The 26,606-nt window shown below is 52.5% G+C and carries 16 protein-coding genes and 1 tRNA gene; 16 read left to right on the plus strand and 1 reads right to left on the minus strand.

Translation table 11 applies throughout. The features are described from left to right. Window positions 1–173: 173 nt before the first annotated feature. The 3 genes from AB1690_00380 (at window position 174) to AB1690_00390 (ending at window position 2,123) form a co-directional block, all read left to right on the plus strand. A complete protein-coding gene (locus tag AB1690_00380; GenBank protein ID MEW6013759.1) occupies window positions 174–1,277 on the plus strand; it encodes an alanine racemase in 1,104 nt (367 codons plus the stop codon). Between the two features lies 1 nt (window position 1,278). Beyond that, window positions 1,279–1,959, plus strand: coding sequence for a thiamine diphosphokinase (locus tag AB1690_00385; GenBank protein ID MEW6013760.1), 681 nt, complete (start codon window positions 1,279–1,281; stop codon window positions 1,957–1,959). Between the two features lie 93 nt (window positions 1,960–2,052). After that, window positions 2,053–2,123: transfer RNA gene (locus tag AB1690_00390), tRNA-Gln, on the plus strand. A 305-nt stretch (window positions 2,124–2,428) separates the two neighbouring features. Here the strand turns inward: AB1690_00390 and AB1690_00395 are convergent. Further along, entirely contained in the window at window positions 2,429–4,105 is a 1,677-nt protein-coding gene (locus AB1690_00395) for a glutamine--tRNA ligase/YqeY domain fusion protein (GenBank protein ID MEW6013761.1), read from the minus strand. Window positions 4,106–4,825: 720 nt separating this feature from the next. On the opposite strand from AB1690_00395, the gene AB1690_00400 reads away from it, so the two are divergent. The 13 genes from AB1690_00400 to AB1690_00460 form a co-directional block, all read left to right on the plus strand. Beyond that, window positions 4,826–12,817, plus strand: a complete 7,992-nt coding sequence (locus AB1690_00400) for a VWA domain-containing protein (GenBank protein MEW6013762.1) — start codon at window positions 4,826–4,828, stop codon at window positions 12,815–12,817. Window positions 12,818–13,104: 287 nt separating this feature from the next. Further along, a complete protein-coding gene (locus AB1690_00405; GenBank protein ID MEW6013763.1) occupies window positions 13,105–15,411 on the plus strand; it encodes a M28 family peptidase in 2,307 nt (768 codons plus the stop codon). Between the two features lie 450 nt (window positions 15,412–15,861). After that, a complete protein-coding gene (locus tag AB1690_00410; protein ID MEW6013764.1) occupies window positions 15,862–17,010 on the plus strand; it encodes a 4Fe-4S dicluster domain-containing protein in 1,149 nt (382 codons plus the stop codon). Between the two features lie 14 nt (window positions 17,011–17,024). After that, on the plus strand, window positions 17,025–17,486 hold the full coding sequence (locus AB1690_00415) for a cyclic nucleotide-binding domain-containing protein (GenBank protein MEW6013765.1): 462 nt from the start codon (window positions 17,025–17,027) through the stop codon (window positions 17,484–17,486). Then, window positions 17,470–18,333, plus strand: coding sequence for an FAD/NAD(P)-binding protein (locus AB1690_00420; GenBank protein ID MEW6013766.1), 864 nt, complete (start codon window positions 17,470–17,472; stop codon window positions 18,331–18,333). The genes AB1690_00415 and AB1690_00420 overlap by 17 nt, the downstream gene beginning before the upstream one ends. A 1-nt stretch (window position 18,334) precedes the next feature. Beyond that, window positions 18,335–19,114 carry an oxidoreductase gene (locus AB1690_00425; protein MEW6013767.1) on the plus strand — a complete coding sequence of 260 codons (780 nt, stop codon included), beginning with the start codon at window positions 18,335–18,337 and terminating at the stop codon, window positions 19,112–19,114. Then, a complete protein-coding gene (locus tag AB1690_00430; protein ID MEW6013768.1) occupies window positions 19,104–20,393 on the plus strand; it encodes a Ni/Fe hydrogenase subunit alpha in 1,290 nt (429 codons plus the stop codon). The genes AB1690_00425 and AB1690_00430 overlap by 11 nt, the downstream gene beginning before the upstream one ends. A gap of 5 nt (window positions 20,394–20,398) precedes the next feature. Further along, window positions 20,399–20,908, plus strand: coding sequence for a hydrogenase maturation protease (locus AB1690_00435; protein MEW6013769.1), 510 nt, complete (start codon window positions 20,399–20,401; stop codon window positions 20,906–20,908). Next, entirely contained in the window at window positions 20,905–23,235 is a 2,331-nt protein-coding gene (hypF, locus tag AB1690_00440) for a carbamoyltransferase HypF (GenBank protein MEW6013770.1), read from the plus strand. The genes AB1690_00435 and hypF overlap by 4 nt, the downstream gene beginning before the upstream one ends. A 1-nt stretch (window position 23,236) precedes the next feature. Next, window positions 23,237–23,494, plus strand: a complete 258-nt coding sequence (locus tag AB1690_00445) for a HypC/HybG/HupF family hydrogenase formation chaperone (protein MEW6013771.1) — start codon at window positions 23,237–23,239, stop codon at window positions 23,492–23,494. Next, the gene (gene hypD, locus AB1690_00450) at window positions 23,491–24,594 is read left to right on the plus strand and encodes a hydrogenase formation protein HypD (protein ID MEW6013772.1); all 1,104 of its coding nucleotides are present in this window, start codon (window positions 23,491–23,493) and stop codon (window positions 24,592–24,594) included. Before AB1690_00445 ends, hypD begins: the two co-directional genes overlap by 4 nt. A gap of 2 nt (window positions 24,595–24,596) precedes the next feature. Beyond that, window positions 24,597–25,652: a hydrogenase expression/formation protein HypE gene (hypE, locus tag AB1690_00455; protein ID MEW6013773.1), complete on the plus strand. Its 1,056-nt coding sequence runs from the start codon at window positions 24,597–24,599 to the stop codon at window positions 25,650–25,652. Between the two features lie 156 nt (window positions 25,653–25,808). Beyond that, window positions 25,809–26,606: PEP/pyruvate-binding domain-containing protein (locus AB1690_00460; protein ID MEW6013774.1), on the plus strand; the 798-nt coding region annotated here is incomplete at its 3' end.

The following is a 26,606-nucleotide window of genomic DNA, read 5'->3' on the forward strand; positions in this document are numbered from 1 at the left end:
CCTCGCTGGGAGCGATTCTTCCGGTAACTGTGCTGCTCCCGATGATTGGTGTAGATTACCTGTTGATTTCACTTTTGGCAGTGCTGCTTTGCGGACTGCTCGGCGCTTTTCTGACACCGTGAGAAAGATTCTTATTAATTTGAAAACTGAGGTCTTGCATATATCTTCCGCATATGCCAAAATCCTTTGACACTATAAGCACACCGGCGGTTCTCCTGGAGCAGGCGATAATTGAGAACAATATAATGCGAATGAAAAAGCTCGCTGCCCGATATAGAGTCTCTCTGCGGGTTCATGTGAAAACACATAAGATACCGGAACTTGCCCACCGACAGATTCGCGCCGGGGCGGTCGGCATCGCCGTGGCAAAAGTGGGAGAAGCCGAAATATTCGCCAGAACCGGCATCCACGATATTCAGATTGCCAATCTCGTTGTCGGTGAAGATAAATTGCGCCGGGTCGCCCGATTGACTTCTCGATGCCGCATTTCCCTGGCAGTAGATTCGACAGAACATCTGAATATGATTATAAGCGTCCTGGGTCGCAAATCAGGCCGCCTGCAACTTCTTGCCGAAGTAAATTCCGGCCTGAATCGAGGCGGTGTTGATTCTTATAGACAACTTGAGAAGATTTTCAAGACTGCGGCATCTATGAAAGGGATAAAGCTGGTCGGACTGATGACCCATGCCGGGCATGCCTACGGGGCGACAAGTAAGGAGGAGCGAAGTCATATCGGGACGATGGAAGGAGCAAGGCTGGTCAATTATGCCGAGAGACTCCGCCGTTCCGGATATGATATAAGGATTATTAGTGTCGGCTCCACCCCGACCGCAAATTACTGCGCCGCCGTAAAAGGGGTGACAGAACTTCGGGTAGGCAATTACATATTCAACGACATGACCCAAGTTGCCCTGGGCGTTGCCCCGATAGATGATTGTGCCCTCACCCTGATGGCGACTGTGATAAGCGTGCCATCGCGCGACCGGGTCGTCATCGACGCCGGCAGCAAAGCGCTGAGCCTCGATAAAGGAGCCCATGGAAGAAATTTCGTAGAAGGCTTCGGGTATATTGTCGGGACCGGTGACCGATTGAGCCGCCTCTCGGAAGAGCATGGCATTATCGACCGGCCTAAAGGACAATACCGCATAGGCGACCGGCTCCGAATTATCCCTAACCATGCCTGCGCCGTGATGAACCTCTTTGATTATGCCTATTTGGTGAGCAAAAGAAAAGTCATTGAAAAAGTCAAAATCGCCGCCAGAGGCCGAAGTGACTGATATGAGCCGAAAATCTCAAGCGAAGAAATATATTCTGTTTTTGAACAACCGGTATTCTGCGGCTGAGGTCAATTTTTATCGAACGCGGCTGAAAGACAATGTGAAGGTCGCGGTCGATGGTGGAGTTCGATTTTTTCTCCGAAGTCAATCGCGCCCGGATATCATTATTGGCGATTTCGATTCCGCTCCTCGACTAACCAACGAGTACCTCTCAGGAATTGAGGTGCTCCGGTTCTCGCCGCGCAAAGATAAAACCGACAGCCAGCTTGCCGTCGAAATGGCGATGGAACGGGGGGCTGATGAAATTGAAATCTGCGGAGCGCTGGGGCAGACCGAAATCGACCACACCCTGGAAAATATATTTTTGCTTCATCTTATTAAGAGGGCATCACGATTGTATCGCCGCCAAATTTTCGGTAGGATAATCTCGCCGGCATCCGAAGTCATATTTCTGGAGGATGAGAAGGCAGAGATTGCGGGGCGAAAAGGAGATTATCTTTCCCTTCTTCCGCTTTCCGATGGAGTAAAAGTGCGCTTCAAAGGGCTGGTCTATCCGGCGCCGAAATCACCTTTGAAATTCGGCGACAGCCTGAGCCTTCGAAATCAGTTTGCGGCCTCAAGAGCCGAAATAGCTGTGAAAGGAACCGCGCTGGTGGTGACAGTCAAAAAAAGAGCGGGCTAAACTACATTTTCTTGACAAAAGGCTTGCCGGACATATATTGGGTGAACTTCGCAGGGCGGTTACCGATAAAGTAAGCGCCCGCCAGTTTGTTACTGGGGAATGGTCCAACGGTAGGGCGCGTGGCTCTGGACCACGAAATCGGGGTTCGATTCCCTGTTCCCCAGTTTTTTTTGTCCGAATTTCGATTCATAGTAGCCCCCATAATTGTAGCGGTCGACCTGCGTGTCGACCCGGTCTCATTCTGCCAGGCAGGACAGAACCATTAGAGGACAAACGCTCGGGTTCTCCCCTGATTTCTCTTAATGTCTCTGGTGACAGATGGAATTTCAAGAGCCGAAAGAAATCTCGACCTGCGCGATGGCGGAGTCGGAAACCGACTCCTGAGGCAGATTTTCCCCGTCGTATCAGGTCAACTTTGACAAAGGCAAAACCACCATGCCCCATCCCTTGTCAATCGACTAATATCCTGTCACTTTCTTTTCCAGGTATCCTTCAGCGAAACTATTCTATTAAAAACCGGTCTTCCCGGTGTAGAATCAACCGGGTCGATGAAAAAATAGCCGTGCCTCAAAAACTGGTACCGGCCTCGTGCCGGCGCCTGCCCCATCGGTTTCTCCAGTTTGCATCCTTTCAAGGTTACCAGCGAATCTGGATTGACCGACTCAAAAAAGTCTTTTCCGTCGCTGTCATCCTCCGGGTCTTCCTTGGTAAAGAGATGGTCATACAGGCGAACTTCGGCATCAACGGAGTGCGCCGCCGCAACCCAGTGGATAGTCCCTTTTACCTTCCGGCCATCTTTCGCCTCTCCCCCGTATGTCTCCGGGTCATAGGTGCAGCGCAACTCCCTTATCTCGCCGGCGCTGTCCCGAATGACTTCACTAAGTCGGATAAAATAAGCATGCTTGAGGCGGACTTCATTGGTTGGTGTCAGGCGAAAATATCCTTTGGGAGGATTTTCATTAAAGTCATCCCGCTCTATATAAAGTTCTCTCGAGAAAGGAACTTTTCGCTTCCCCATCGAAAGGTCTTCCGGGTTGTTATCAGTCTCAAATTCTTCAATCTTCTCTTCAGGATAGTTAATCAGAACTACCTTCAGGGGGCGCAGTACCGCCATTGCCCGCGGCGCCTCTTTATTGAGAAACTCGCGGATACAATCTTCGAGAACGCTTATCTCAACTGTGCTGTCGCGCTTGGCAACCCCAATGCGCTCGGCAAAAAGACGAATCGATTCCGGCGTAAAACCGCGCCGCCGCAGTCCCGATATGGTCGGCATACGGGGGTCATCCCAACCCGAGACAATTTTCCGCTTCACCAGCTCCAGAAGTTTCCGCTTGCTCATCACGGTGTAAGTCAGCGCCAAACGGGCAAATTCAATCTGCCGGGGGTGATGAATCCCCAATTCCGCGATAAACCAGTCGTAAAGCGGGCGATGGTCCTCGAATTCCAGCGTGCATATCGAATGGGTGATACCCTCAATTGAATCGCTCTGCCCGTGCGCCCAGTCATACATCGGGTAAAGACACCACTTGTCGCCGGTGCGATGATGGCTGGCGTGCAAAATTCGGTACATCACCGGGTCGCGCAGATTGAGATTGGGGGATGCCATATCGATTTTAGCCCGCAAGGTGCGCGAGCCATCCGGAAATTCCCCCTGGCGCATCCGCTCAATCAATGCCAGGTTCTCATCAATCGAGCGATTTCGATAGGGAGACTCTTTCCCCGGTTGCGTCAGGGTGCCGCGAAACTCGCGAATCTCCTCCGCCGTAAGGTCGCAGACATACGCCTTACCCTTTTTTATCAGCGCCAGCGCATACTGATACAGACGGTCAAAATAATCGGAGGCATAATATTCCCGGTCTTCCCAGTCAAATCCCAGCCAGCGGACATCCTCTTTAATCGAGTCCACATATTCCTGCTCTTCTTTGGTGGGATTGGTATCATCAAAGCGAAGATTGCATTTCCCTCCAAACTCGGCGGCAATGCCGAAATTAAGGCAGATAGATTTAGCATGTCCAATATGAAGATACCCGTTCGGCTCCGGAGGAAAACGTGTCATGATTTTCGAGGGAAACCGTCCCGATCTTATGTCTTCCCTAATTATATCCCGGATAAAATCGGTCTTAACTGTGCTGTCGTTACTTTCCATTCTTCTCTTTTCTCAGATAATCATGTTTAATTTCAATTCGGCAGATCTTTCACTGGCTTAATTGCTGCCATCAGGAACGGAAAATAAGTGGTCGGCAGATGCGATACAAGGCAAAAGAGTACCTTTGATTTTATTGTCATCCCTATCCGGTTGTACTGGGAGGCAGAATCAGCTTCAAGTAGCCCAAAACGATAACTTCTTATTCATCAACAGCTTATTTAATTCGACAAAACCTTCTCGTGAAGCAGCAGGGAAAATTGTGAAATCTCTGAGAGAGGGAGTGCTTTTTTCCCATAAATTGATGGGAAAATCTGGTTGACAACCTGTTAAATAAATGTAACTTATAAATAAGCTACCCCTGTTTCTACGACGGTTAGGCTAGCCAGAGCACAGAACGGCGGAATTGGAAACTTAACCGACTTTGATATTGCCGAGTGGTAAGCGGCAGAATTAATATCTAAACAATGAAAAACGCAGCAGCGCCGGATGGTTTCCTGCGCGCGGAGGATTAAGGCAATACCGTTTGCTAATTACTTGCCGGTCGGTGACTGACACCGACATTTTCCTGTTATTACTTTTTTTACGCGCCCGTTGGTAAAGAGTCTCCCTGAGTAATATCTTATCGGTCAGGGAGGGCGTCCTCAAATAGGTATAAAAAGATGAAATATATATTCGCCATGGGAGTGCAAGCTTATGGGAAAAATGCTATTGGACTGCTTAATGCTGCTCTTGGTATTTGCCGCATTGAGCCCAGCCCAGATTGTTGTCGGACCTGAAGACGACCCGACTGTTATCGACACGACTATCCCGCCGGGACCGATTCCCCGCGCCACCGAACTTATCTATCCGCTCTACAACCTTTCCTCTTCACAAACTGTAAATTCGACTAATATTTCGCAGCTCGATTGCTCACAGTTTCCTTTGATCTGCCTTTATCTTGATATTCTGGACGCCAACGGCGACCCTATCGGCGGCATGACCGGCGACAGCATCTGCCTGTCTCAGGATGGATTTACCGTCGATAGTTTCAGCATCCAGCAATTGAGTCTCGATTCCTGCATTACCTCGGTCTGTCTGGTCGTCGACGTCAGCGGAAGTATGAGCGATGGCGGACGTCTTACCGCCGCCAAGAACGCCATGCACCGTTTTGTTGACAATATGGACCCTTTTGACCGGGTGGCGATTGTGCCGTATTCAAGCTGCATCGGCACCATCACTCCCTTTACCAGCAATAAGACCACCTTGCATAATGCTATCAACGCCCTCTCCGCTAACGGTTACACCGCCTGCTTTGACGGCATCTACAAAGGTGTCGATTTGACCAAGCTGGAGCTCGGGAGCAAAGCTGTGATTGCCTTTACCGATGGACTGGAGAATCGCAGCCAACTTTGTTATCCCCCGCCGGATGGCGTCAACGACAACACCTACGCCGATGATTCCACTCTCATCTGCAATCTGGCTAATAGCTCCGGAGTCCCGATATACACATTTAACCTCGGCTCCATAACCAATACCTGGTACAATCCGGAGGCGCTTCAGGCATTCGCTAATGGCACCGGCGGCTACTGGGACCAGGCCCCCAATAATGACGATATCGATTCTCTCTACACTCGCATCAAACAGCGCCTCTGCAGCCGCTACTATATCTGCTATTACAGCAGCGACACGATTCAAAACGGCGATACTCATACGGTGGTGGCATGCTACTATAACGGCGGCGCCTGTTCGCCATGCGATACCGCCTTCTGCAAGGAGCGCGACAATCCCCATATCTCCCGCACTCCGATAACCGTCGGTCTGGAAGATACCTGCCAGTCTGACAACAGCCCCCTTACCATCTGCGCCTATATAACCGACAAAGACACGCCCCCGTCCGGCTTGACGGTTACCCTCTTCTATCGTGTGACCGGTCAGGTCAGTTATACCTCGGCGGCGATGACCGCTCCACCGGGTGATAGCACCTTCTGCGCTACCATACCGGCATCGGTTTTTGACTGTAAAGTGAATTTCGATTATTACATTACCGCTTCTGATGGACAGGTGACCGTCTCCAGCCCGTCAATCAATCCGCAGGTTAGCCCTTTTTCCATAGATATCTGTCCGAGCAATCCGCCGGTGGCAAATGCCGGCAGCGACCAGACTATCTTTCAATGCGCCGCGGCGCCGCTCTGCTGGCCCGCCTCCTGCAGCGACCCTGATAATAACCTCAAAACCTGCGAACTTATCAGCGGAACCGGCACTTTTAACGGCAGCCAGATCTGCTTCACTCCCAGCGGGACTATGAATTATGAGTTTGTATTGAAGGCAACCGATAGCTGCGGCGCCACTGATTACGACACCGTGGTAATATTTTACACTCTGAACGTTCCGCCCACAGCGAACGCCGGACGCGATTCCACTCTCTTCCAGTGCGCACCGGCGCCTATTTGCTGGCCGGCATCCTGCGCTGACGCCAACGGCAATCTCAGCTCTTGCCTCCTGGTTGCCGGACCGGGAAGTTATAACGGAAGCAGTATCTGCTTTACGCCCTCTGCCAGCGGCAGCTACTCCTTTATTCTGGAAGCAACCGACGCCTGCGGCGCCAAAAAGAGAGACACAGCAATTATAACCGTCACTCTAAATCAACCGCCGGTCTGCAGCATACCCAATGATACCAGTGTCTTCCAGTGCGCAGCCGGTCAGTTATGTCTGCCGGTGTCAGCCACCGACCCCAACGGCAATTTCAAAAGGTGCCAGATTATCTCCGGTCCCGGTTCTCTCAGCGGCGGCAACTGGTGTTACACGCCGACCGGCGACCAGACCGTCAATGTCACAATTCGCTGTGAGGATTCCTGCGGCGCCTATTGCGAAGACAGTTTCTCGGTGCAGTTTGAAGTCAATCAGGCGCCGGTCATTGCCTTTGGAAACGACTCCTCCCTGTTTCAGTGCACGCCTGCAACGGTCTGCGTAACCTACGCCTTGACCGATGACGAAGGAAATGTCACTTTGGAGGAGTTGCTTTCCGGTCCCGGAAGTATCGATACTGCCCTCAATAAGGTCTGTTTCACCCCGGCGACTGCTGGAATTTATAGTATCGTGGTTAAAGCTACCGATGCCTGCGGCGCTGTTGATTTCGACACCATAAATGTAACCGTAGGAATAAATCAGCCCCCGGTGGCGAACGCCGGAAGCGACCAGACTCTCTTTCAGTGTGCGCCGACACAGGTCTGTTGGCCGGCCTCATGCAGCGACCCCGATGGAAATCTCTCCACCTGTATTCTTGTCTCCGGAGTCGGCAGCTACAACGGAACAAATATCTGTTTCACGCCGACGGTGAGCGGAAGTTACACCTTCATTCTGGAGGCGACAGACGCCTGTGGTCTGACTGACCGGGATACCGCGGTAATTACGGTCACTATCAATTCGGCGCCAGTCTGCGTTATGCCGCCGGATACGAGCAGTTTCTTCCAGTGCGCTCCGGCAACGGTATCCCTGCCGGTGGGAGCGACTGACGTCGATAATAATTTCAGTCTTTGTCAAATCTTGAGCGGCCCTGGTTCGCTGGTTGGCGGGAACTGGGTCTATACCCCCTCTGGTGACGAATTCCGCAAAGTGGTGGTGCAATGCCTTGACGCCTGCGGCGCCGCCTGTATTGATTCCTTCTTCGTCAAGTTCGACATAAATGCCGCGCCTATTGCCAATGCCGGTTCTGACCAGACTCTCTTCCAGTGCGCCCCGGCTCAGGTCTGCTGGAGTGCCGGAGCAACCGACCCCGATAACAATATCTCTTCGGTACAACTGGTAAGCGGTGTCGGCACATTTGACGGTACACAAATCTGCTTCACACCTTCAGCCTCCGGTTCCTATACGTTCATTCTCCAGGCGACCGATGCCTGCGGCGCAACCGACCGCGACACCTCTGTTATCAATGTCACGCTCAATAGCCCGCCGGTCGCCAATGCCGGAGTTGACCAGTCGCTTTTCCAGTGCGTCCCGACTTCCATCTGTCTGCCGGCCTCCTGCGGTGATATCGATGGGAATCTGACAGGATGCGCTCTCATTTCCGGAACCGGTACCTACAGCGGCGGAAATATCTGTTTCACCCCTGCTGGAAGCGGCAGCTATACGTTCATTATTGAAGCCTCGGACGCCTGCGGCGCAACCGACAGAGACACCGTTACAGTAAATGTCAGTCTGAATGGCTCCCCCAGCATTGCCTTTGGCAATGACACCTCGCTCTTCCTCTGCCAGCCGCAGCCGATTTGCCTCGGTTACACCGTTTCTGACCCGCAAGGTTTAAACAAGCTGGTGGAAACTATGGTATCCGGCTTCGGTTATATCGATACTCTCTTGAATCAGGTCTGTTTCACCCCGACCGGAAGCGGCGTCTATCAATTCATCGTTCGCGTTTCTGATTCCTGCGGCGCCGCCGATCTGGACACGGTGGTGGCAAATATCAGTTTCGGACAATTTGCCGTTATCGATTGCCCTACTGCTCCCCTTTCCGTATCGCTCTGCGGCCCTGAGACAGTTTGCCAGACGATTGATATAACGCCCGCTTCGGCCACCGTGTCGGTATCATATGGCACTTACTCCGGCGGCGAACTCTGTTTCATGGCTGATACCTCTGGAACTTACCTCATTACCATAATCGCATCTTCCTCCTGCGGTGCCGATACCTGCCAGTTAACTTTTAATGTAGATATAGGTCAGGCAGCGCAGTTGAGTTGTCCGGCGCCAATGTCGAAATTTATCTGTCTTCCTGGTCAGGTCTGCGCTCCCGTCGGCGTTATCGGTGATGGCGCGACCGTTACGGTCAGCCCAATCGGTTCGTACAACTCCGGCAATGTCTGCTTCCCGGCCGACACTAACGGTCACTACGTTCTCACGGTCATCGCGTCCACCGCCTGTGGCGCTGACACCTGCCAGATTGTCATGGATATAACGATTAATGCCAGACCGATGGCAGTTGACCCACCCAGTCCCGTGGATACATTTCTCTGCGCCGCGGCTGCGGTCTGCCGCCAGTTCTCGGCGACCGATATCAACGGAGGCCCCTTAACCTGGAGCAAAATCTCCGGCAACGGCACGATCAGCGGCGCGGGATTATGGTGTTTCAATCCTGCCACCAGTGGCGCTTATTCGGTAACAGCGGCGGTGACCGACTCCTGCGGCGGCGCTGATACTGTTTCCCTTACATATAATATCAATCTGAATGACCCGCCTGATGTCTCACTAGGCGATGATATGAATCAGTTCGCCTGCGCCGGAAGCACTCTCTGCTTCCAGTACAGCCTTTCTGATGACGATAACAATATCGTCCAGGAAGAACTACTGGCTGGTCCCGGAACAATCGACACCGCTCAAAACAGAGTCTGCTTCGTTCCGCCGGCGACCGGGACATATACTTTCATAGTCAGAGTTACCGACTTCTGCGGGCTGAGTGACGTTGATACCATAAATGTAACCGCGCTGGTGAATGTCCCGCCGGTGGCTAATGCCGGGGCCGACCAGACCCTGCTTCTCTGCTCCGCGGTCGAAATCTGCTGGGCCGCTTCCTGCTCCGATGTCAACGGCAACCTGACCAGTTGCGCGCTGATTTCCGGGCCGGGAACATACGGCGGAGGCAATATCTGTTTCACTCCTGCGGCCAGCGGCTCTTATATGTTTATCATGGAGGCGACTGACGCCTGCGGCGCGACTGACCGCGATACCGCCATTATTAATATCACTCTCAATCAGACCCCGCTCTGCTCGGCGCCAGACAACCAGAATATTTTCCAATGCACCCCCAGTCAAATCTGCCTGCCGGTATCGGGAAGCGATCCCGACGGCAACTTTGACCGCTGTGAGATCTACTCCGGACCGGGAACTCTGGCTGGAGGCAACTGGTGCTTTACCCCGACCAGTGACCAGACAGTCAACGTCACCATCCGGTGTCTTGACTCCTGCGGCGCTTACTGCGAGGACAACTTCACCATTACGGTCGACATAAATCAACCGCCTGTACTCGCCTTTGGCAACGACACCTCCCTATTTATCTGTGGTTCGTCGGCAATCTGTCTCGGATATGCCGTCAGCGACCCCGAAAATAATATCACTCTGGAAGAACTTCTACCCGGCGCTCATGGCGGCACGATTGACACCGCACTCAACCGCATCTGTTTTACGCCGACTGTCGGGGGCACTTACACCTTCATCGGTAAAGTAACCGATGCCTGTGGCGCCACCGACCTCGACACTATAAATGTCTCGGTATCATTTAATACTCCGCCGGTTGCCAATGCCGGCGCCGACCAGAATGTTTTCCAATGTTCTCCAGCCCCTGTCTGCTGGCCCGCGTCCTGTTCTGATATCAACGGCAATCTTACCGGTTGTGCCCTGGTTTCCGGGCCGGGCGCCTATTCTGGCGGGAATATCTGCTTCACCCCCACCGTCAGTGGCATATATACTTTTATAATCGAAGCCACCGATGCCTGTGCCGCGACTGATCGTGATACGGTCATGATAACGGTCACATTGAATTCCCCGCCAGTTTGCAATCTGCCGCCGGATACCAATAAATTCTTCCAATGCTCCCCCAGCCTGGTATCCTTGCCGGTTAGCGGCAGCGACACCGATGGCAATTTCGACCACTGTGAAATTGTCAGCGGACCGGGCTCCCTGTCAGGGGGCAATTGGACCTATACTCCTTCCGGAGACGAATTCCGCAAAGTGGTCATCCGCTGCCTCGACGCCTGCGGGCTGAGCTGTATTGACTCATTCTTCGTGCAGTTTGATGTCAATTTCGCGCCGGTTGCCAATGCCGGAGCCGACCAGAATCTTTTCCAGTGCGTCCCGGCCGAAATCTGCTGGAATGCCGGCGCGTCCGACCCGGATAATAATATTACCTCGGTCGCGCTGGTCAGCGGAACCGGAACCTTTAACGGCTCGCAAATCTGCTTCACTCCCTCCAACAGTGGCACTTACACCTTTATACTCGAGGCGACCGATGCCTGCGGTGTCAAGGATGGAGATACCGCCATGGTTACGGTCAACTTCAATCGCGCCCCGGTTGTAATCGGTCCACCGGATTACACCCTCTTCTTTGACTACACCGATCAGTTCTGTTTCGATATCACCGTATCGGACCAGGATAACAATCTCAGCTCCGTGGTGGTCTCGCCGGTCGGCACATACAATTCGACCACTGGGCGGATTTGTGTCGATATCGACTCCATCGGCACCTATTGTCTGACCATTACCGCCACTGACGTCTGCGGCGCTATTGACGTCGATACCGTTTGCATTGAGATTCAGCTTGATGAATGCGTCCATGTGCAAATTGAAAAAGTGCATAATGTCCTCCAGGGACATCACAAACTGGTGAATATCATTCTCAACGGTTCCGGCAAAGCGCTGGGCGGATTTGATTTTCTTATTGCCTATGACAATTCCGCCCTCAACCCCGGCGTGGTGCTGCCGGGAGCGTTGTTGACCGAATGCGCCTGGGAATATTTTACCTACCGCTTTGGCTATTCCGGACAGTGCACCGGATGTCCTTCGGGATTGCTTCGGGTGGTTGCCCTTGCCGAAACCAACAACGGCGCCTATCATCCCGACTGCTATCTCAATGGCCGTGTCGGCGCTATGGCATCTATCGATTTCCTGGTGAGTAACGACCGCAATCTGGAGTGCCAGTTTGTCCCGATTCGGTTTTTCTGGTTAGACTGCGGCGATAACAGCATCGCCTCCCCCAGCGGCGACACCCTCTGGATTTCCCGCGATGTTTTCGATTTCCAGATGAACAACATCACCGATTACAACGACCGCTTCCCCACCTTCCTGGGCGCTCCCGACAGCTGCCTGGTCGGCGGCGGACCGGACAAGCCGGCTCCGATAAGATGTATCGATTTCATTAATGGCGGCGTTGATATCATCTGCGCCGACAGCATTGACGCCCGGGGCGATGTTAACCTGAATGGCGTTCCCCACGAGATCGGCGATGCCGTGGTCTTCACCAACTATTTCATTTACGGTCTTGGCGCTTTTACTGTCAACCTGGAAGGGCAGATTGCCGCAACCGAAATCAATGGAGACGGCATTACTCTTTCCGTTGCGGACCTGGTGTACCTGGTGCGGGTAATTGTCGGTGATGCCCAGCCTCTGGCAAAACCGGGACCTGAGGCTTTCGCTCGTTTCCATACCGAGGCGAAAGTGGTGAAGGCGCAAACCAACACCAGCATCGGCGCCCTTCTGATGATATTTGACGGTGAAGCCCGCCCCACCCTGGGACCGGCCGCCAGCGGAATGGAAATGAAATATATTTATCGTGACGGTATCACCCGTGTTCTTATTTACAGCTTCGAGCGGGGCAAGGCTATCGGCAGTGGCGATATTCTCAGTTACGATGGCGCCGCCGAGCTGGTTGCCATTGATGCCGCCGACTATTATGGCTCAGTCCTGAAAGCCAATGCTGAGAACTTCATCCCGACTGAATATGCCCTGGACCAGAATTATCCTAATCCATTTAATCCTAAGACGATAATCGAATTTGCCCTGCCCAGCGCCGGAGAATGGACTTTGGAGATTTTCAATATTCTGGGACAGAAAGTTGAAACCTGGCAGCGATTCAGTGAAGCCGGTTATCAGCGGGTCGAGTGGGACGCTGAGGGATATGCCTCTGGCGTATATCTCTATCGCCTCTCCGCCGGCGATTATGTCGCCAGCAGAAAGATGATAATCCTCAAGTAAGAGGGGAACTTACATAGATGGTATGGAGACGGCGGGATAGATTTCCCGCCGTTTCATTTGGCGCAGACTTGCGCCGACCGCGCCCGGAAGGGCTTATTTGCCTTGACAATCAGCCATATTGCTCTATATTTTTAAAGTGAGAAGTCGGCTGCATCAGATTGTCCCTTTCCGTTCCCCTGTTTCACTCAATTTATCAGAATTTGAGGTTCCAGCAATTTCAGCCTGCGCCGTCATCCTAAAGTCAATCCAAGCGATATCAATAACCTGAACATCCTGGGAGCACACCTATGAGAATTATCCTCAATTTACTGCTAACCTTCGCGCTAATAAGCGGCGGCGCTTCCGCCGGCGACCTGTATAAAGTGCTGGTTGAAAATGATGCCGACGCTCTCGCCCTGCGTCAGGCCGGCGCCGAGCCGGTTATACGGCTGAATGACGGGTATCTGGTAATAGCCGCGCATGACGTCGCCGAACAGATGACCTCCTCCGGACTCTCCGTCACCCTGGTGGCAACCAATATGGACCGCAGCCAGCTCGGCCTGGACAACCGTCTCGACCGACTCAATACCGCGAATTTTCCTTTGATATATGAAGAAGGGGACCTGCGAATATACCGAATCGAACCGTCGCCGGAACCACCGGCCCAGATTGCCCCGATTCTGACGGAAAAAATCGACATTGATTTCCAAACCTCAGGTTCCGTCGACATTTCTCGGCTGCAGGCGGAAATTTCTCTGGATTCTCTGATTGGCCTGGTCAGTCAGGACTCCCTCTTCTCGTACACCTCTCGACTCCAGGCTTTCTATCGCCGTTATATCGGCACCGATTCCAACCGGGCCGCCGCAAACTGGATTATGGGGAAATTCCAGGAGTTCGGATATGATTCCGTTGTGCTGGATAGTTTTTACATATCCTCTTATTCCGTCTGGGCGCACAATGTCCTCTGCTATAAGATTGGCGCCACCGACCCCCTGCATCAGATTATCATCGGGGCGCATCGTGACGCCGTCTCCAATTCTCCCGGCGCCGATGACAACGGCTCCGGCACCGCCGGAGTCATCGAAATGGCGCGTGTTCTTGCCAATCTCGATACCAAAATGACTTTCATCTTTGCTTTATTCGATGCCGAAGAACAGGGACTGCTCGGTTCCTGGAATTATGCCAATGCCGCCAAGGCGCGCGGCGACAGCATTGTCTATATGTTTAATATGGATATGATTGCCCATTTCAACAACAGCACCCAGGCTAAACTCTATCATGGACCGGTCACCACTTACACCGTCCTGTGGCAGTCGCTGGCGGACTCGCTGGCAGGTATCACCGGAGTGCTCAGCGGTTCCTCGGGCGGCTCCGACCATTATCCCTTCATTCAAAACGGCTATCAGGCGACCTTTGCCCATGAATATAACTTCTCCACCGTGTACCATTCGCCGCGTGACAGCACCAATTACATGAATTTTGAATATATGACCCGGATGGTTAAGGCATCCCTGGCGACGGTCTACACGGTGAATAATATCTATGCCCCGGTTGGCGCCGTTATGTTTTCTTACCCTCTTGGCGTTCCTTCCATAATCCCGCCGAATCAGCCCGCTACCTTTGAAGTTGTTGCGACCGGAACTTACGGAACCGAACCGCTTCCCGGCAGCGGCCGTCTGCATTATTCGCTGAATCAGGGAGCTTTTATCGATGTAGCAATGGTGGAGTTGTCGCCAAATCATTACCAGGCGGCGATTCCGGCGCAGGATTGCTTTACTAAAATCGATTTTTATGTGGAAGCGCGCGACACTGAAAATAATATATATCTTGATCCCGATCCGGTTGAGCCAAATCATGCCGTCGTCGCCGAAGCCTCTCTTACCATATTCGAAGATAATTTTCAGACGCACAAAGGCTGGACCGTCAGCGGCACCGCCAGCGCCGGACACTGGCAGCGCGGTATTCCCCTTGGCGACGGAGTTCGGGGCGACCCGACCGCCGATTTTGACGGCTCCGGATTTTGTTATCTTACTGGAAACGCCTCGGGCGACTCTGATATCGATAACGGCAATACGCAGCTGACCTCCCCCTCATTCAATCTGAGTGGAGTCAATGACGCTTTAATAAGTTATGCCCGGTGGTACTCCAATAATGCCGGTAATGACCCCTTTAATGACGTCATGATTATCTATATTTCCAATGATAACGGCGCCAACTGGACAGTGGCAGAAACGGTAGGACCGTCCGTTCAGGCATCCGGCGGATGGTACACCCATTCCTTCTGGGCTTCCAACTTTGTCTCGCCCACGGCAAATATGAGAATCCGCTTTGAAGCCTCCGATTACGGGCTCGGCTCCGTGGTCGAAGCCGGCATCGATGCCGTCTCGATTCTCACATTCGAATGCGCCTCGTTTGTCTGCGGAGATGCCAATGGAAGCGGCGCCGTGAATATTCTCGATGCCACCTTCATTATCAATTATCTCTACAAATCGGGCGCAGCCCCTTCACCATTGGAAGCGGCCGATGCCAATGGAAACGGCTCAATAAATATTCTTGATGCCACATATATTCTAACCCATCTGTACAAGTCGGGACCGGAGCCGATCTGCCCTTGAATAGTTATTTAAAGAGTCCTCGAAACGCGGGAGAACCACTCCCGCGTTTTTTATCTTCACCTTACTGGAATTAATATATACTTTTTGCGTAAGGGCAGCCGTCGCCTATAGACGGCATTTTTTGGCTTTTTTGACAACATTCTGCCGACCGACAATAACACGGTTTGTATTACATTGAATAATAACATATTATGACATCTTTATGAAGTAATAATTCCAGGCTTTAGAGGCCTTGGCGCATAAATACGAGTAAAATAGGGGGATTTTGTCACAACTTAAATGAGAATTATTTCACAAAGTACTCCGATTTTTGTTGCCTTCCGCCGATGGATATATTAGACTTCTTGGTAGAAATTTGAATAATTCTGCCTTGAGGAAAATGACTATGTTTGTCCATTGTCCCGCACCGAGGCGTTTCCTTTCTCCCCTCTTTCCAATGAGGAATCTTATATGAATAATTCGGCTACGAACAATTTTCCGCCCAGGCTTATTAGAGCGGACGATTTTGAGCATCTGCTGAAAGCGCTGGGCGCCGGCGGTTACAAAATACAGGCTCCGGTCATCCGCGACCAGGCGATTGTTATTGATGAAATAAGGTCTGCCGGAGAACTTCCGGTCGGATGGCGCGAGGAGCAAGACCGGGGATATTATCGAATCAAAAAACGGGCGGATAATTCTTATTTTGGGTACCTGGTCGGCGCGCATTCCTGGAAGAAATTTCTGTTTCCACCTTCCGTCCCCATTCTGGAGGCAAAACGAACCGGCAATGGCTTCCAGTTTTCGGCCACTAATGATACGCTGCCGCCAACGGCTTTCCTGGGGATGCGCCCCTGCGACCTGAAAGCGCTGGAGATTCTTGACCGGGTTCTGTTAGGGAGTGAATATCTCGACCCGATATATCAGAAACGGCGGCAACAGATTTTCATTGTGGCGGTCAATTGCACCGAGCCGGGGGGAAACTGCTTCTGCGCTTCTATGGATTCCGGACCCAAAGCTGCCACCGGTTATGACATTGTTTTAACCGAGTTAATTGATGCCAGCCGGCACAATTTCCTGGCGCAGGCCGGGACCGAAAAAGGCAATCAAATACTGCAACAGGTACCCTCGGAGAAGGCATCGCTTGACATTCTTAAAATGTCGGATGAAGCGGTACAGGCGGCGGCGCGCAAGATGTCCAGGAGAATTGACACTGCCGGCATCAAAGAAGTGCTCTATGCCAACGCGGAGCATCCCCGATGGGAAGAGGTGGCGAAACGGTGCCTTTCCTGCGCCAACTGCACGCTCGTCTGCCCCACCTGTTTCTGCGCCAGCATTGATGACTATACCGACCTTACCGGTGAGACGGCAACGCGTGTCCGGCGCTGGGACTCCTGTTTCACCCTCGACCATTCCTATATTCATGGCGGGAGCATTCGTCCTTCCGTGAAATCGCGCTACCGTCAATGGCTGACTCATAAACTGGCGGCATGGCATGACCAGTTCGGAAGTTCCGGCTGTGTCGGTTGTGGCCGCTGTATCACCTGGTGTCCCTCCGGAATTGATATAACAGAAGAAACCGCGGCTATTCGGAGCGGCGCTATTAAAGCGAAAGCAATTTGAACAAGGAGTCATAAATGGAGACTTTAGAACCTATTCTGGCACAGCATCCGTTTCTTAAAGGGCTTGACCCCAAATATCTGAAGTTGATTGTGGGCTGCGCCTCAAATGTAGTCTTCCAGGCGGGAGAATTTATTTTCCGAACCGGCGAAAACGCCGACCATTTTTACATTGTCCGTCAGGGGAAAGTTGTTATCGAAACTTACTCTCCGGTAAAAGGACCGATCACTATTCATACCCGTCAGCAGGGGGAAGTGCTCGGCTGGTCCTGGCTGGTGCCGCCGTACAAATGGCATTTTGACGCCCGGGCGCTGGAACTGACCCGCGCCATCGCGCTTGACGGCAAATGTCTGCGCACCAAACTGGAAGAAGACCACGACCTGGGATACGAACTTATGAAACGTTTTACCCTAATAATTGCCGAACGGCTGGAGGCGACAAGACTTCAATTGTTGGATATCTATGGCGACAACTCTTGAAAAAATCAAGAACGGTTTAGACCGCTCGCAGCCCTGGATGCCGGCGCTCTTTCGGGTGGAAAGAATCCGCAAAGAGACGTATGACACCTTCACTTTCGACCTGGAGACATCTGACGGCAATGGGCTGTCCTTTCAACCCGGGCAGTTCAATATGCTCTATATCTATGGCGTAGGTGAAGTGCCGATTTCCATCAGCGGCGACCCCGGCAATACCAGAACCCTGGTGCATACCATTCGCGCGGTCGGGACCGTCACAAAAAATATGCGGCAACTCAAGCGCGGCGACCTGGTAGGAGTGCGCGGACCGTTCGGACGTCCCTGGCCCGTGGCAGAAGCCAAAGGGCATGACATAATAATCGTCGCCGGAGGTATCGGCCTGGCGCCGCTTCGCCCCGTTATTTATCATCTCCTCGCTCATCGCGAGCAGTACGGAAAGATTATTCTTCAATACGGAGCGCGCACGCCTGACGACATTCTCTTTCGCCAGGAACTGGAAACCTGGCGCGCCCGCTTTGACTTTGATGTTCAGGTGACCGTTGACCGCTCCACCGGTGCCTGGCAGGGGAATGTCGGCGTGGTTACATTGCTGATTCCCAAAGCCACTTTTGACCCTATGCATACCATTGCCATGGTTTGCGGCCCGGAAATCATGATGCGCTTTACCGTTCTGGAACTCCTGAAGCGCGACCTGACCGAGGAAAACATCTATATATCCGGGGAGCGCAACATGAAATGCGGCATAGGCCACTGCGGACATTGTCAGTTCGGGCATCTTTTTGTCTGCAAAGATGGTCCCGTTTTCAGATATAGCGAAACGGCGGATTTATTCAAGAAAAGAGAAATCTGATATGATTCATAAAAAGAAACCGAAATTGGCCGTTTGGAAGTTTGCCTCGTGCGACGGTTGTCAGCTGAGCCTTCTTGATTGCGAGGAGGAACTTCTGGCAGTCGCCGGCGCTGTGGAGATTGCGAATTTCCCGGAAGCCTCGCGCGCCGTGGTGGGTCGCACTTATGACCTCTCTTTGGTGGAGGGCTCCATCACGACACCGCACGACGCGGAGCGGATTCATAAAGTCCGCCGCGCTTCCAAATTTCTGGTCACCATCGGAGCCTGCGCCACCTCGGGCGGCATTCAAGCCCTGCGCAATTTCAAAGATGTCAAAGAATTCACCGCCCTGGTTTATGCCACCCCCGCCTATATCGATACGCTCAACAAGTCAACCCCCATTTCCGACCACGTTGCGGTCGATTTTGAATTGCGGGGCTGTCCCATAAACAAGTACCAACTGGTGGAGGTCTTAAGCGCCTTTCTCAACGGGCGCAAACCGGTCACTCCTAAACATAGCGTCTGCATCGAATGCAAATTGAAAGGGAATGTCTGTGTCATGGTAGCGCAAGGCATCCCCTGTCTTGGTCCCGTGACTCACGCCGGCTGCGGCTCTATCTGTCCCTCTTATCTGCGCGGATGTTACGGCTGCTTCGGTCCCAAAGAGACTCCCAACACGTCCGCTCTCTCCACACAATGGGAAAAGCTGGGCTGTTCTCCGCTTAATATTAAGCGGGCTTTCCGTGGATTTAACGCCTTTGCCGATGCCTTCCGGAAGGAGAGTGAGCTGTATGAGAAGTAGAACCATCAAAGTCGATATGCTGGCGCGGGTGGAAGGTGAAGGGGGATTGTTCGTAAAAATCAAGAACCGCACTGTGGTCGATGTCAAACTGCGGATTTTTGAGCCGCCCCGTTTCTTTGAAGCCTTTCTGCGTGACCGCGATTTCCGGGAAGCGCCCGATATTACCGCCCGCATTTGCGGCATCTGTCCTATCGCCTATCAGATGAGCTCCATCCATGCCATGGAAAACGCCTGTGGAGTCAAGATAGAGGGGACATTGCGCGAACTGCGGCGGCTGCTTTACTGCGGCGAATGGATTGAAAGCCACGCCCTCCATATCTACCTTCTCCACGCCCCCGACTTTCTCGGATATGAAGACGCCATCAGAATGGCAAGAGATTATCCTGATGCCGTCAAACAGGGACTCAAATTGAAAAAAATCGGAAATGACCTGGTCGCACTTCTTGGTGGCAGGGAGATTCATCCGATTAACGCCCGCGTCGGTGGATTTTACAAAGCTCCCACCAAAAAAGAATTGACCGCGCTGGTCGAACCGCTCAAGTGGGCGAAAGATGCCGCCGTGGAGACGGTCAAATTAGTGGCGACATTCAATTACCCTCAGTTCGAGCAGGACTATGAATTCGTGGCGCTGCGTCATCCCGATGAATATCCTCTCTGCGAAGGACGACTCGTTTCCAACCGGGGACTGGATATTGATATTGCCGATTATGAGAAACATTTTGAAGAGCAGCACGTTGAGCATTCCACATCTCTGCATTCCGTTCATATCGGAAGCGGCGCTTATTATGTCGGTCCCCTTGCCCGCTACAATCTCAATCAGGACCGTCTCACTCCGGCCGCCCGGAAAGCGGCAGACGAAGTCAAACTAGGAGCCTTTTGTAATAATCCCTTCAAGAGTATTATAGTCCGGGCGGTGGAAACCGTTTTTGCTTGCGAGGAGGCGCTTCGAATCATCAATGAATATGAACCGCCGGAAAACTCATATCAGGAGGTTGTCCCGCATGCCGGTGTTGGCTATGGTTGCACTGAAGCCCCCCGCGGTATTCTCTATCACCGCTATCGCATCGATGATAGCGGCAATATAAAAGACGCCAAAATCGTCCCCCCTACATCTCAGAATCAGAAAATAATCGAAGCTGACCTGTATCAGTTCGTTAAGGACAATATGGCTCTGTCCAATGACAAACTAACCTGGCTTTGCGAACAGGCGGTGCGCAATTATGACCCCTGTATCTCCTGTTCCTGCCATTTCTTGAAGCTCCATATTGAGCAGCTGTGACACTTATGACCGCCAGTATAGCCAAAGGGCGAAACACCCCCCGCTTGCTCGTTATCGGAGTCGGAAACGAATTCCGCTCCGATGACGGGGTTGGTCTCCGAATTGCGCGGGAACTGACTTCGCTGCTGCCGCCGGATACCAAGATTATCCAGGGTTCAGGTGAAGGCGCCTCACTGATTGAAAGCTGGAACGGCTTTGATATCGTGATAATTATTGATGCCGTCAAATCGGGAGCGCTACCGGGGAGAATTCATCGCATTGACGCCTCAGCCAGAACCGTTCCGGTCAATTTCTTTAATTACTCTTCACACGCTTTTAGTGTCGCCGAGGCCATCGAAGTATCCCGCGCCCTGGGGTCGCTCCCCTCTGCCCTCATTATTTATGGCATCGAAGGAAAATCTTTTTCCAACGGCACGGAGCTGACCCCCGAGGTTCTCCAGAGCGCCGGCGAAGTTAAGAAGTTGATTCTGGATGAGATTAAGACCTTAACTGCGAAGGTTGCGGTGACCAAATGAGCCCTTCGGAGACTAAAAGCATAACCGGACAATCGCTGTCTTCTCCAGAATTAAAGCGAATCCGCGTACTAATCCGCGGAGCGGTGCAGGGAGTCGGTTTTCGCCCTTTTGTCTTTAGACTGGCAAAAGAACTGGGGCTCCGCGGCTGGGTAAGCAATGACGCCGCCGGCGTTACCATTGAAGTTGAAGCCGATTCGAAGAGTTTGGATAAGTTTCTCTCTCTTCTTGAGAGTCTGCCTCCACCCCGTTCTCATATAAGCAGTCTGGAGTTTTCATGTCTTGCTGCAGTCGGATATGACGAATTCAGAATTCGCGAAAGTAACGGCGCCGGCGCCAGGAGCGCTCTGGTTATGGCTGATATCGCAACCTGTCCCGATTGTCTGCAAGAGATATTTGACCCCGCCAATCGCCGCTACCATTACCCTTTCACCAATTGCACCAACTGCGGACCCCGCTATACCATTATTACTGCGCTCCCTTACGACAGAGACAATACCTCGATGAGGCCGTTTGTAATGTGCCCGGAATGCCGGCAAGAGTATGAGAATCCCGAAGACCGCCGCTTTCATGCGCAGCCGAATGCCTGCCCCGTCTGCGGTCCCAAACTGCAGCTCCTTGACAGCGCTGCGCGAACTATTACGAGTACGGGTGAACCGCTTATCGCCGCGGCGGAGTTGATCAAAAATGGGGAGATTCTTGCCATCAAAGGTTTGGGCGGTTTTCATCTGATAGTTGACGCCGCCAATAATGAGGCGGTCGCCAGGCTGCGCCGTCGGAAAGGGCGCGAGGAAAAACCTTTTGCCCTTATGCTCCCTTCTCTCGAATCGGCTCGGCTGCTTTGCCAGATTTCGGATGATGAAGCGCGCCTTATCAGTTCTCCCGAGGCGCCTATTGTCCTTCTGAGAAGAAAGCATTCCGATCGGTTCCCCCTTTCGGAGCTGGTGGCTCCGGATAATCGCCAACTCGGTTTGTTGCTCCCCTATACCCCTCTTCATCATCTCTTAATGCGAGCGCTGGGACGCCCGGTCGTTGCCACCAGCGGCAATATATCCGATGAATCTATCTGCATCAGTAATCAAGAGGCGTTCGCCCGCTTGAGCGGCATCGCCGATTACTTTCTGGTGCACAACCGTGATATTGTCAGGCCGGTCGATGATTCTGTGGTGCGCCATATCGCAGGGCGAGAGATGATTATTCGCCGGGCGCGCGGATATGCCCCCCTTCCGGTCTATCTTAAAGATTCCCTGGGTAACCGTCTTGCAGTCGGCGCCCACCTCAAAAACAGCATTGCCGTTTCTTCAGGCAAGCAGGTCTTCATCAGCCAGCATATCGGAGACCTGGAATCGGCTTTGACCGCCGTCACATTTGAGAATACAATTCGCGACATAAGCGGCATTTATGATGTAACACCGGACGAAACCATCTGCGACCTCCATCCCGATTATTTGTCATCAAAATATGCCGCTCGAACAACAAGCAATCTTCGCCATGTTCAGCATCATCATGCCCATATCTTCTCCTGCATGGCGGAGAACGAGATTACCCCGCCCCTGCTTGGCGTCGTCTGGGATGGCACCGGATTGGGATTCGATAATCAGATTTGGGGCGGCGAACTTTTTGTCGTCGGTATAAATACTATACGAAGAGCCGCTCATTTCCGCCCATTTCGGCTGCCAGGTGGGGACAAGGCAATCAAAGAACCACGGCGCTCCGCGTTCAGCTTACTCTATCAGACATTTGGGGAGAATACCGCTCAATTCTATCATCTACCCTGCTTCAAAAGCTTTCGCGCCGAAGAACTGCGGGTGCTGGCTGACCTCTGTCGCTCCGGTCTTAACAGCCCCTGGACCACCAGTGCCGGGAGAGTATTCGACGCCGTTTCCTCGCTGCTTGATCTTTCCCATTTCAACAATTTTGAAGGTCAGGCGGCGCTGAAATTGGAACAGTCAATAGACTTGTCATCAGAAATCACTCCCTACAAGATTGATATAGTCCAGCAGGAAGACAGGTTTATTCTTGACTGGGAGCCAATGATACGGTCTATAATGAAAGACCTTGGGCAACGGCGCGAAACCGGAACAATTGCGGCGGCGTTTCATAATGCCCTCATAGATGCAATCGTTGCTCTATGCCGGACTCTGAACATTTCCAGAGTTGCGCTGAGTGGCGGTTGCTTCCAGAATTCGTATCTTCTCGATAGAACTATTTCAAGCCTGCGGCAGGCCCGATTCGAACCATTCTGGCATCGTCACGTGCCGACCAATGACGGTGGTATCGCCTTGGGTCAGATTTTCGCCGCCGCCGGGAATTTTAAATGGGAGCCATAAAATGTGTCTGGCAGTGCCGGGTAGAATTATAGAAATAAATGACGCCGCCGATTCCCTCCATCGCGTCGCCAAAGTCAGTTTTGGCGGAACTATTCGGGAAATCAATCTTGCCTGTGTCCCCGAGGCGCAGATTGGCGACTATATTTTGGCTCATGTCGGCATCGCCCTGAATGTAGTCGATGCCGAAGAAGCGGAAAAAGTCTTTGATTACCTGCGCCAGATGGATGACGCCTCCGGGACGAAAGAGGAAGCGCTTTGAAATATCTCGATGAATATCGCAATCCCCGTCTGGCGTCAAAGATGCTGGAGAGAATAGCCGAGAAGACGAGCCGTCGCTGGACGATTATGGAAATCTGCGGAGGCCAGACCCATACTATTATAAGGTCCGGAATCGACCGGCTCCTGCCGGACAAAATCACCATCCTGCATGGACCCGGCTGCCCGGTCTGTGTCACTCCGGTTCATATTGTCGATAAGGCTCTGGAGCTGGCGTCCCAACCCAATCTGATTTTCTGCACTTTCGGCGACATGATGCGCGTCCCCGGCTCTACGGCAGACTTGTTGTCCGTGAAAGCCAGTGGCAGCGACATTCGGATAGTCTATTCCCCTCTCGATGCCGTTCAGATTGCTCGAGACAACCGCCAAAAAGAGATAGTCTTTTTTGCGGTCGGATTTGAGACGACCGCCCCGGCAAATGGCATGGCGGTGCTGCAGGCATATGAAGAAAACCTCGAAAACTTCTCCCTGCTGGTTTCCCAGGTTCTGGTGCCTCCTGCTATCGAGGCGATTCTATCCGCGCCGGAGAACCGGGTGAACGGCTTTCTTGCCGCCGGACATGTCTGCACTGTTATGGGGTATCATGAGTATATGCCCCTTGCGGAAAAATTTCGCGTGCCGATAGTCGTGACCGGCTTTGAGCCGCTCGACATTCTTCAGGGTATAGAGATGCTGATTGCTCAACTCGAAAAGGGAACCTGCCGGGTTGAAAATCAGTACCGACGAGCCGTAACCGAAGACGGTAATCTTCACGCGCAACGTGTGCTGTCTGAGCTGTTTGACGTCACTGACCGCATCTGGCGCGGCATCGGCATGATTCCGCGAAGCGGTTTGACATTGAAAGAAAAGTATCGCCGCTTTGATGCTGAAGTCCGCTTTGGGCTGGGCGACGGTGTCGTCTCCGAATCCTCGGAGTGTGTCAGCGGTCTCATCCTGCAAGGCGCCAGAAATCCGTTTGATTGCCCCGCTTTCGGCATTCGCTGCACTCCCGAAAAGCCGCTCGGAGCCACTATGGTTTCCTCGGAAGGCGCTTGCGCCGCTTACTACCGCTACCGAGCGAAGACCCTCGAAAGAACGGGGTGATTATGTCAGATGACCCGAAAGATAACTTTCGCTGTCCTCTTCCCATCAGCGACTACCCCTCAATCCTTGTCGCTCATGGCGGCGGCGGAAAATTAATGCATCAGCTCCTGGAAAAAATGATTCTGCCGACATTTTCTTCCGACTTCTCAAATAACTTGCACGACAGCGCCGTTTTCGAAATTGCCGGTACGCGCCTGGCTATCACGACAGACTCATATGTAGTGCGACCGATTCAATTCCCCGGGGGCGACATCGGAACTCTGGCAATAAACGGCACCATCAACGACCTCGCCATGAGCGGCGCCCGACCGCTATACCTGAGCGCCGGATTGATTCTTGAAGAAGGGTTGCCAATGAAGACTCTCTGGCAGATTCTGCAATCAATGAAACAGGCGGCTGATATCGCCGGAGTAAAGTTGATAACCGGCGATACCAAAGTCGTTGACCGAGGAAAGGGCGACGGCATCTATATCAATACCTCCGGCGTTGGAATTATTGAGCATTCTCTCAAGATTGAGCCGCGCTCGGTGGTCGCAGGTGATGCCGTCCTGGTCAACGGTGACCTCGGCCGCCACGGCATTGCTATAATGGCAACGCGGGAAGGACTTTCGCTTGAAACCAGAATCGAAAGCGATTGCGCCCCTCTCTGGAGCAGTGTGCAGTCGCTGCTTTCCGCGGGAATCGATATCCATTGCCTGCGCGACCTGACCCGCGGAGGATTGGCAAGCGCCCTGGTCGAAATCGCCGAAACCGCAAATCTACATATAGAAATAGAAGAATCTCATCTGCCGGTGCGTGAAGATGTCAGGGGGGCATGCGAAATCCTTGGCTTGGACCCGGTTTATGTCGCTAATGAGGGACGATTCGTAATTTTTCTCCCGGATTCGCAGGTCAGCCGGGCAATCGAGATTCTTTCCCGTACTGTCTCCGGTTTTACTCCGGTAAGAATCGGTTCTGTTCTGAATGGAGACCGCTTTTCGGTTACGGTGAAATCAACTCTGGGGGTGGCGCGGCTCCTCGATATGTTTAGCGGCGAACAGCTTCCCCGCATCTGTTAACTGCTTCAGTTCCGGCAGCGCTCTCGACAACTTTCATGATTTAATTCCTCTTGATTTTGAGACTTAATACTCTATATTAAAATCGAACGCTAATCACTTCCCCAACATACCGGTCATGCCGGGGAGGTAAAGCCCGAAAGGTTTATCTTTATTGAGATGAACTGGCTGAAGTCTTTATTCCTCACGCGGCGCCGGTTTTCCGACGAGCTTATCAAATCCATTCAGGAAAAATTCGAGCATTTTCTCAAGATTCTTGACTCCAATTACCGTGTCCTCAAAATCATCAGCGACATGGAAGAAAAATCACAGGGCGAATATCTCTTTGATATGGGATATATCGAGAAATCGCGCCGTGAAATTAATGAAGGGATGGAGCAACTCATAGCGGAGCTCAATATCTTGAGCGGCGACCGTTACGGAGCGCTTCGAGAGCGGTACCGGGAAATAAACCGGGAACTGGACCTCCTCGTGACCGGCGGCTCCGCCATCGAAAAGGATGACTATGTCGTGCCTTTCGATATGCTGGGACGGGAACGGGCTTTCAGTGTCGGAAGCAAGAATGCCCAGTTAGGCGAACTCAAGACCAATCTGGGATTGCCGGTTCCCGATGGCTTTGCCATTACTGCCTGGGCGTATAAGCGTTTTGTTGAAGCCAATAACCTTCAGGATAAAATCACCGAAAAAATAAGCCAGGTCGATATTAAGTCTTACTCCCAGTTGGTGGCGATTGGCAATGATATCAGAGGCATGGTCACAGCATCAGAAATCCCGCCGGACCTGTCCGATGCCATTGCGGCCGCCTTTGCCGAACTTAAAAAGAGGAATCCCTCGGCGAGAATTGCCATGCGCTCCAGCGCCATTGGCGAGGACACCCTCTTCAGTTTTGCCGGGCAGTATCAAAGCCTCCTCAATGTTCCGCCGGAAAAAGCGCTCGATGGCTACCGCAGCATCATC

It is taken from the genome of Candidatus Zixiibacteriota bacterium (assembly GCA_040753495.1).
Lineage (GTDB): Bacteria > Zixibacteria > MSB-5A5 > GN15 > PGXB01 > DYGG01.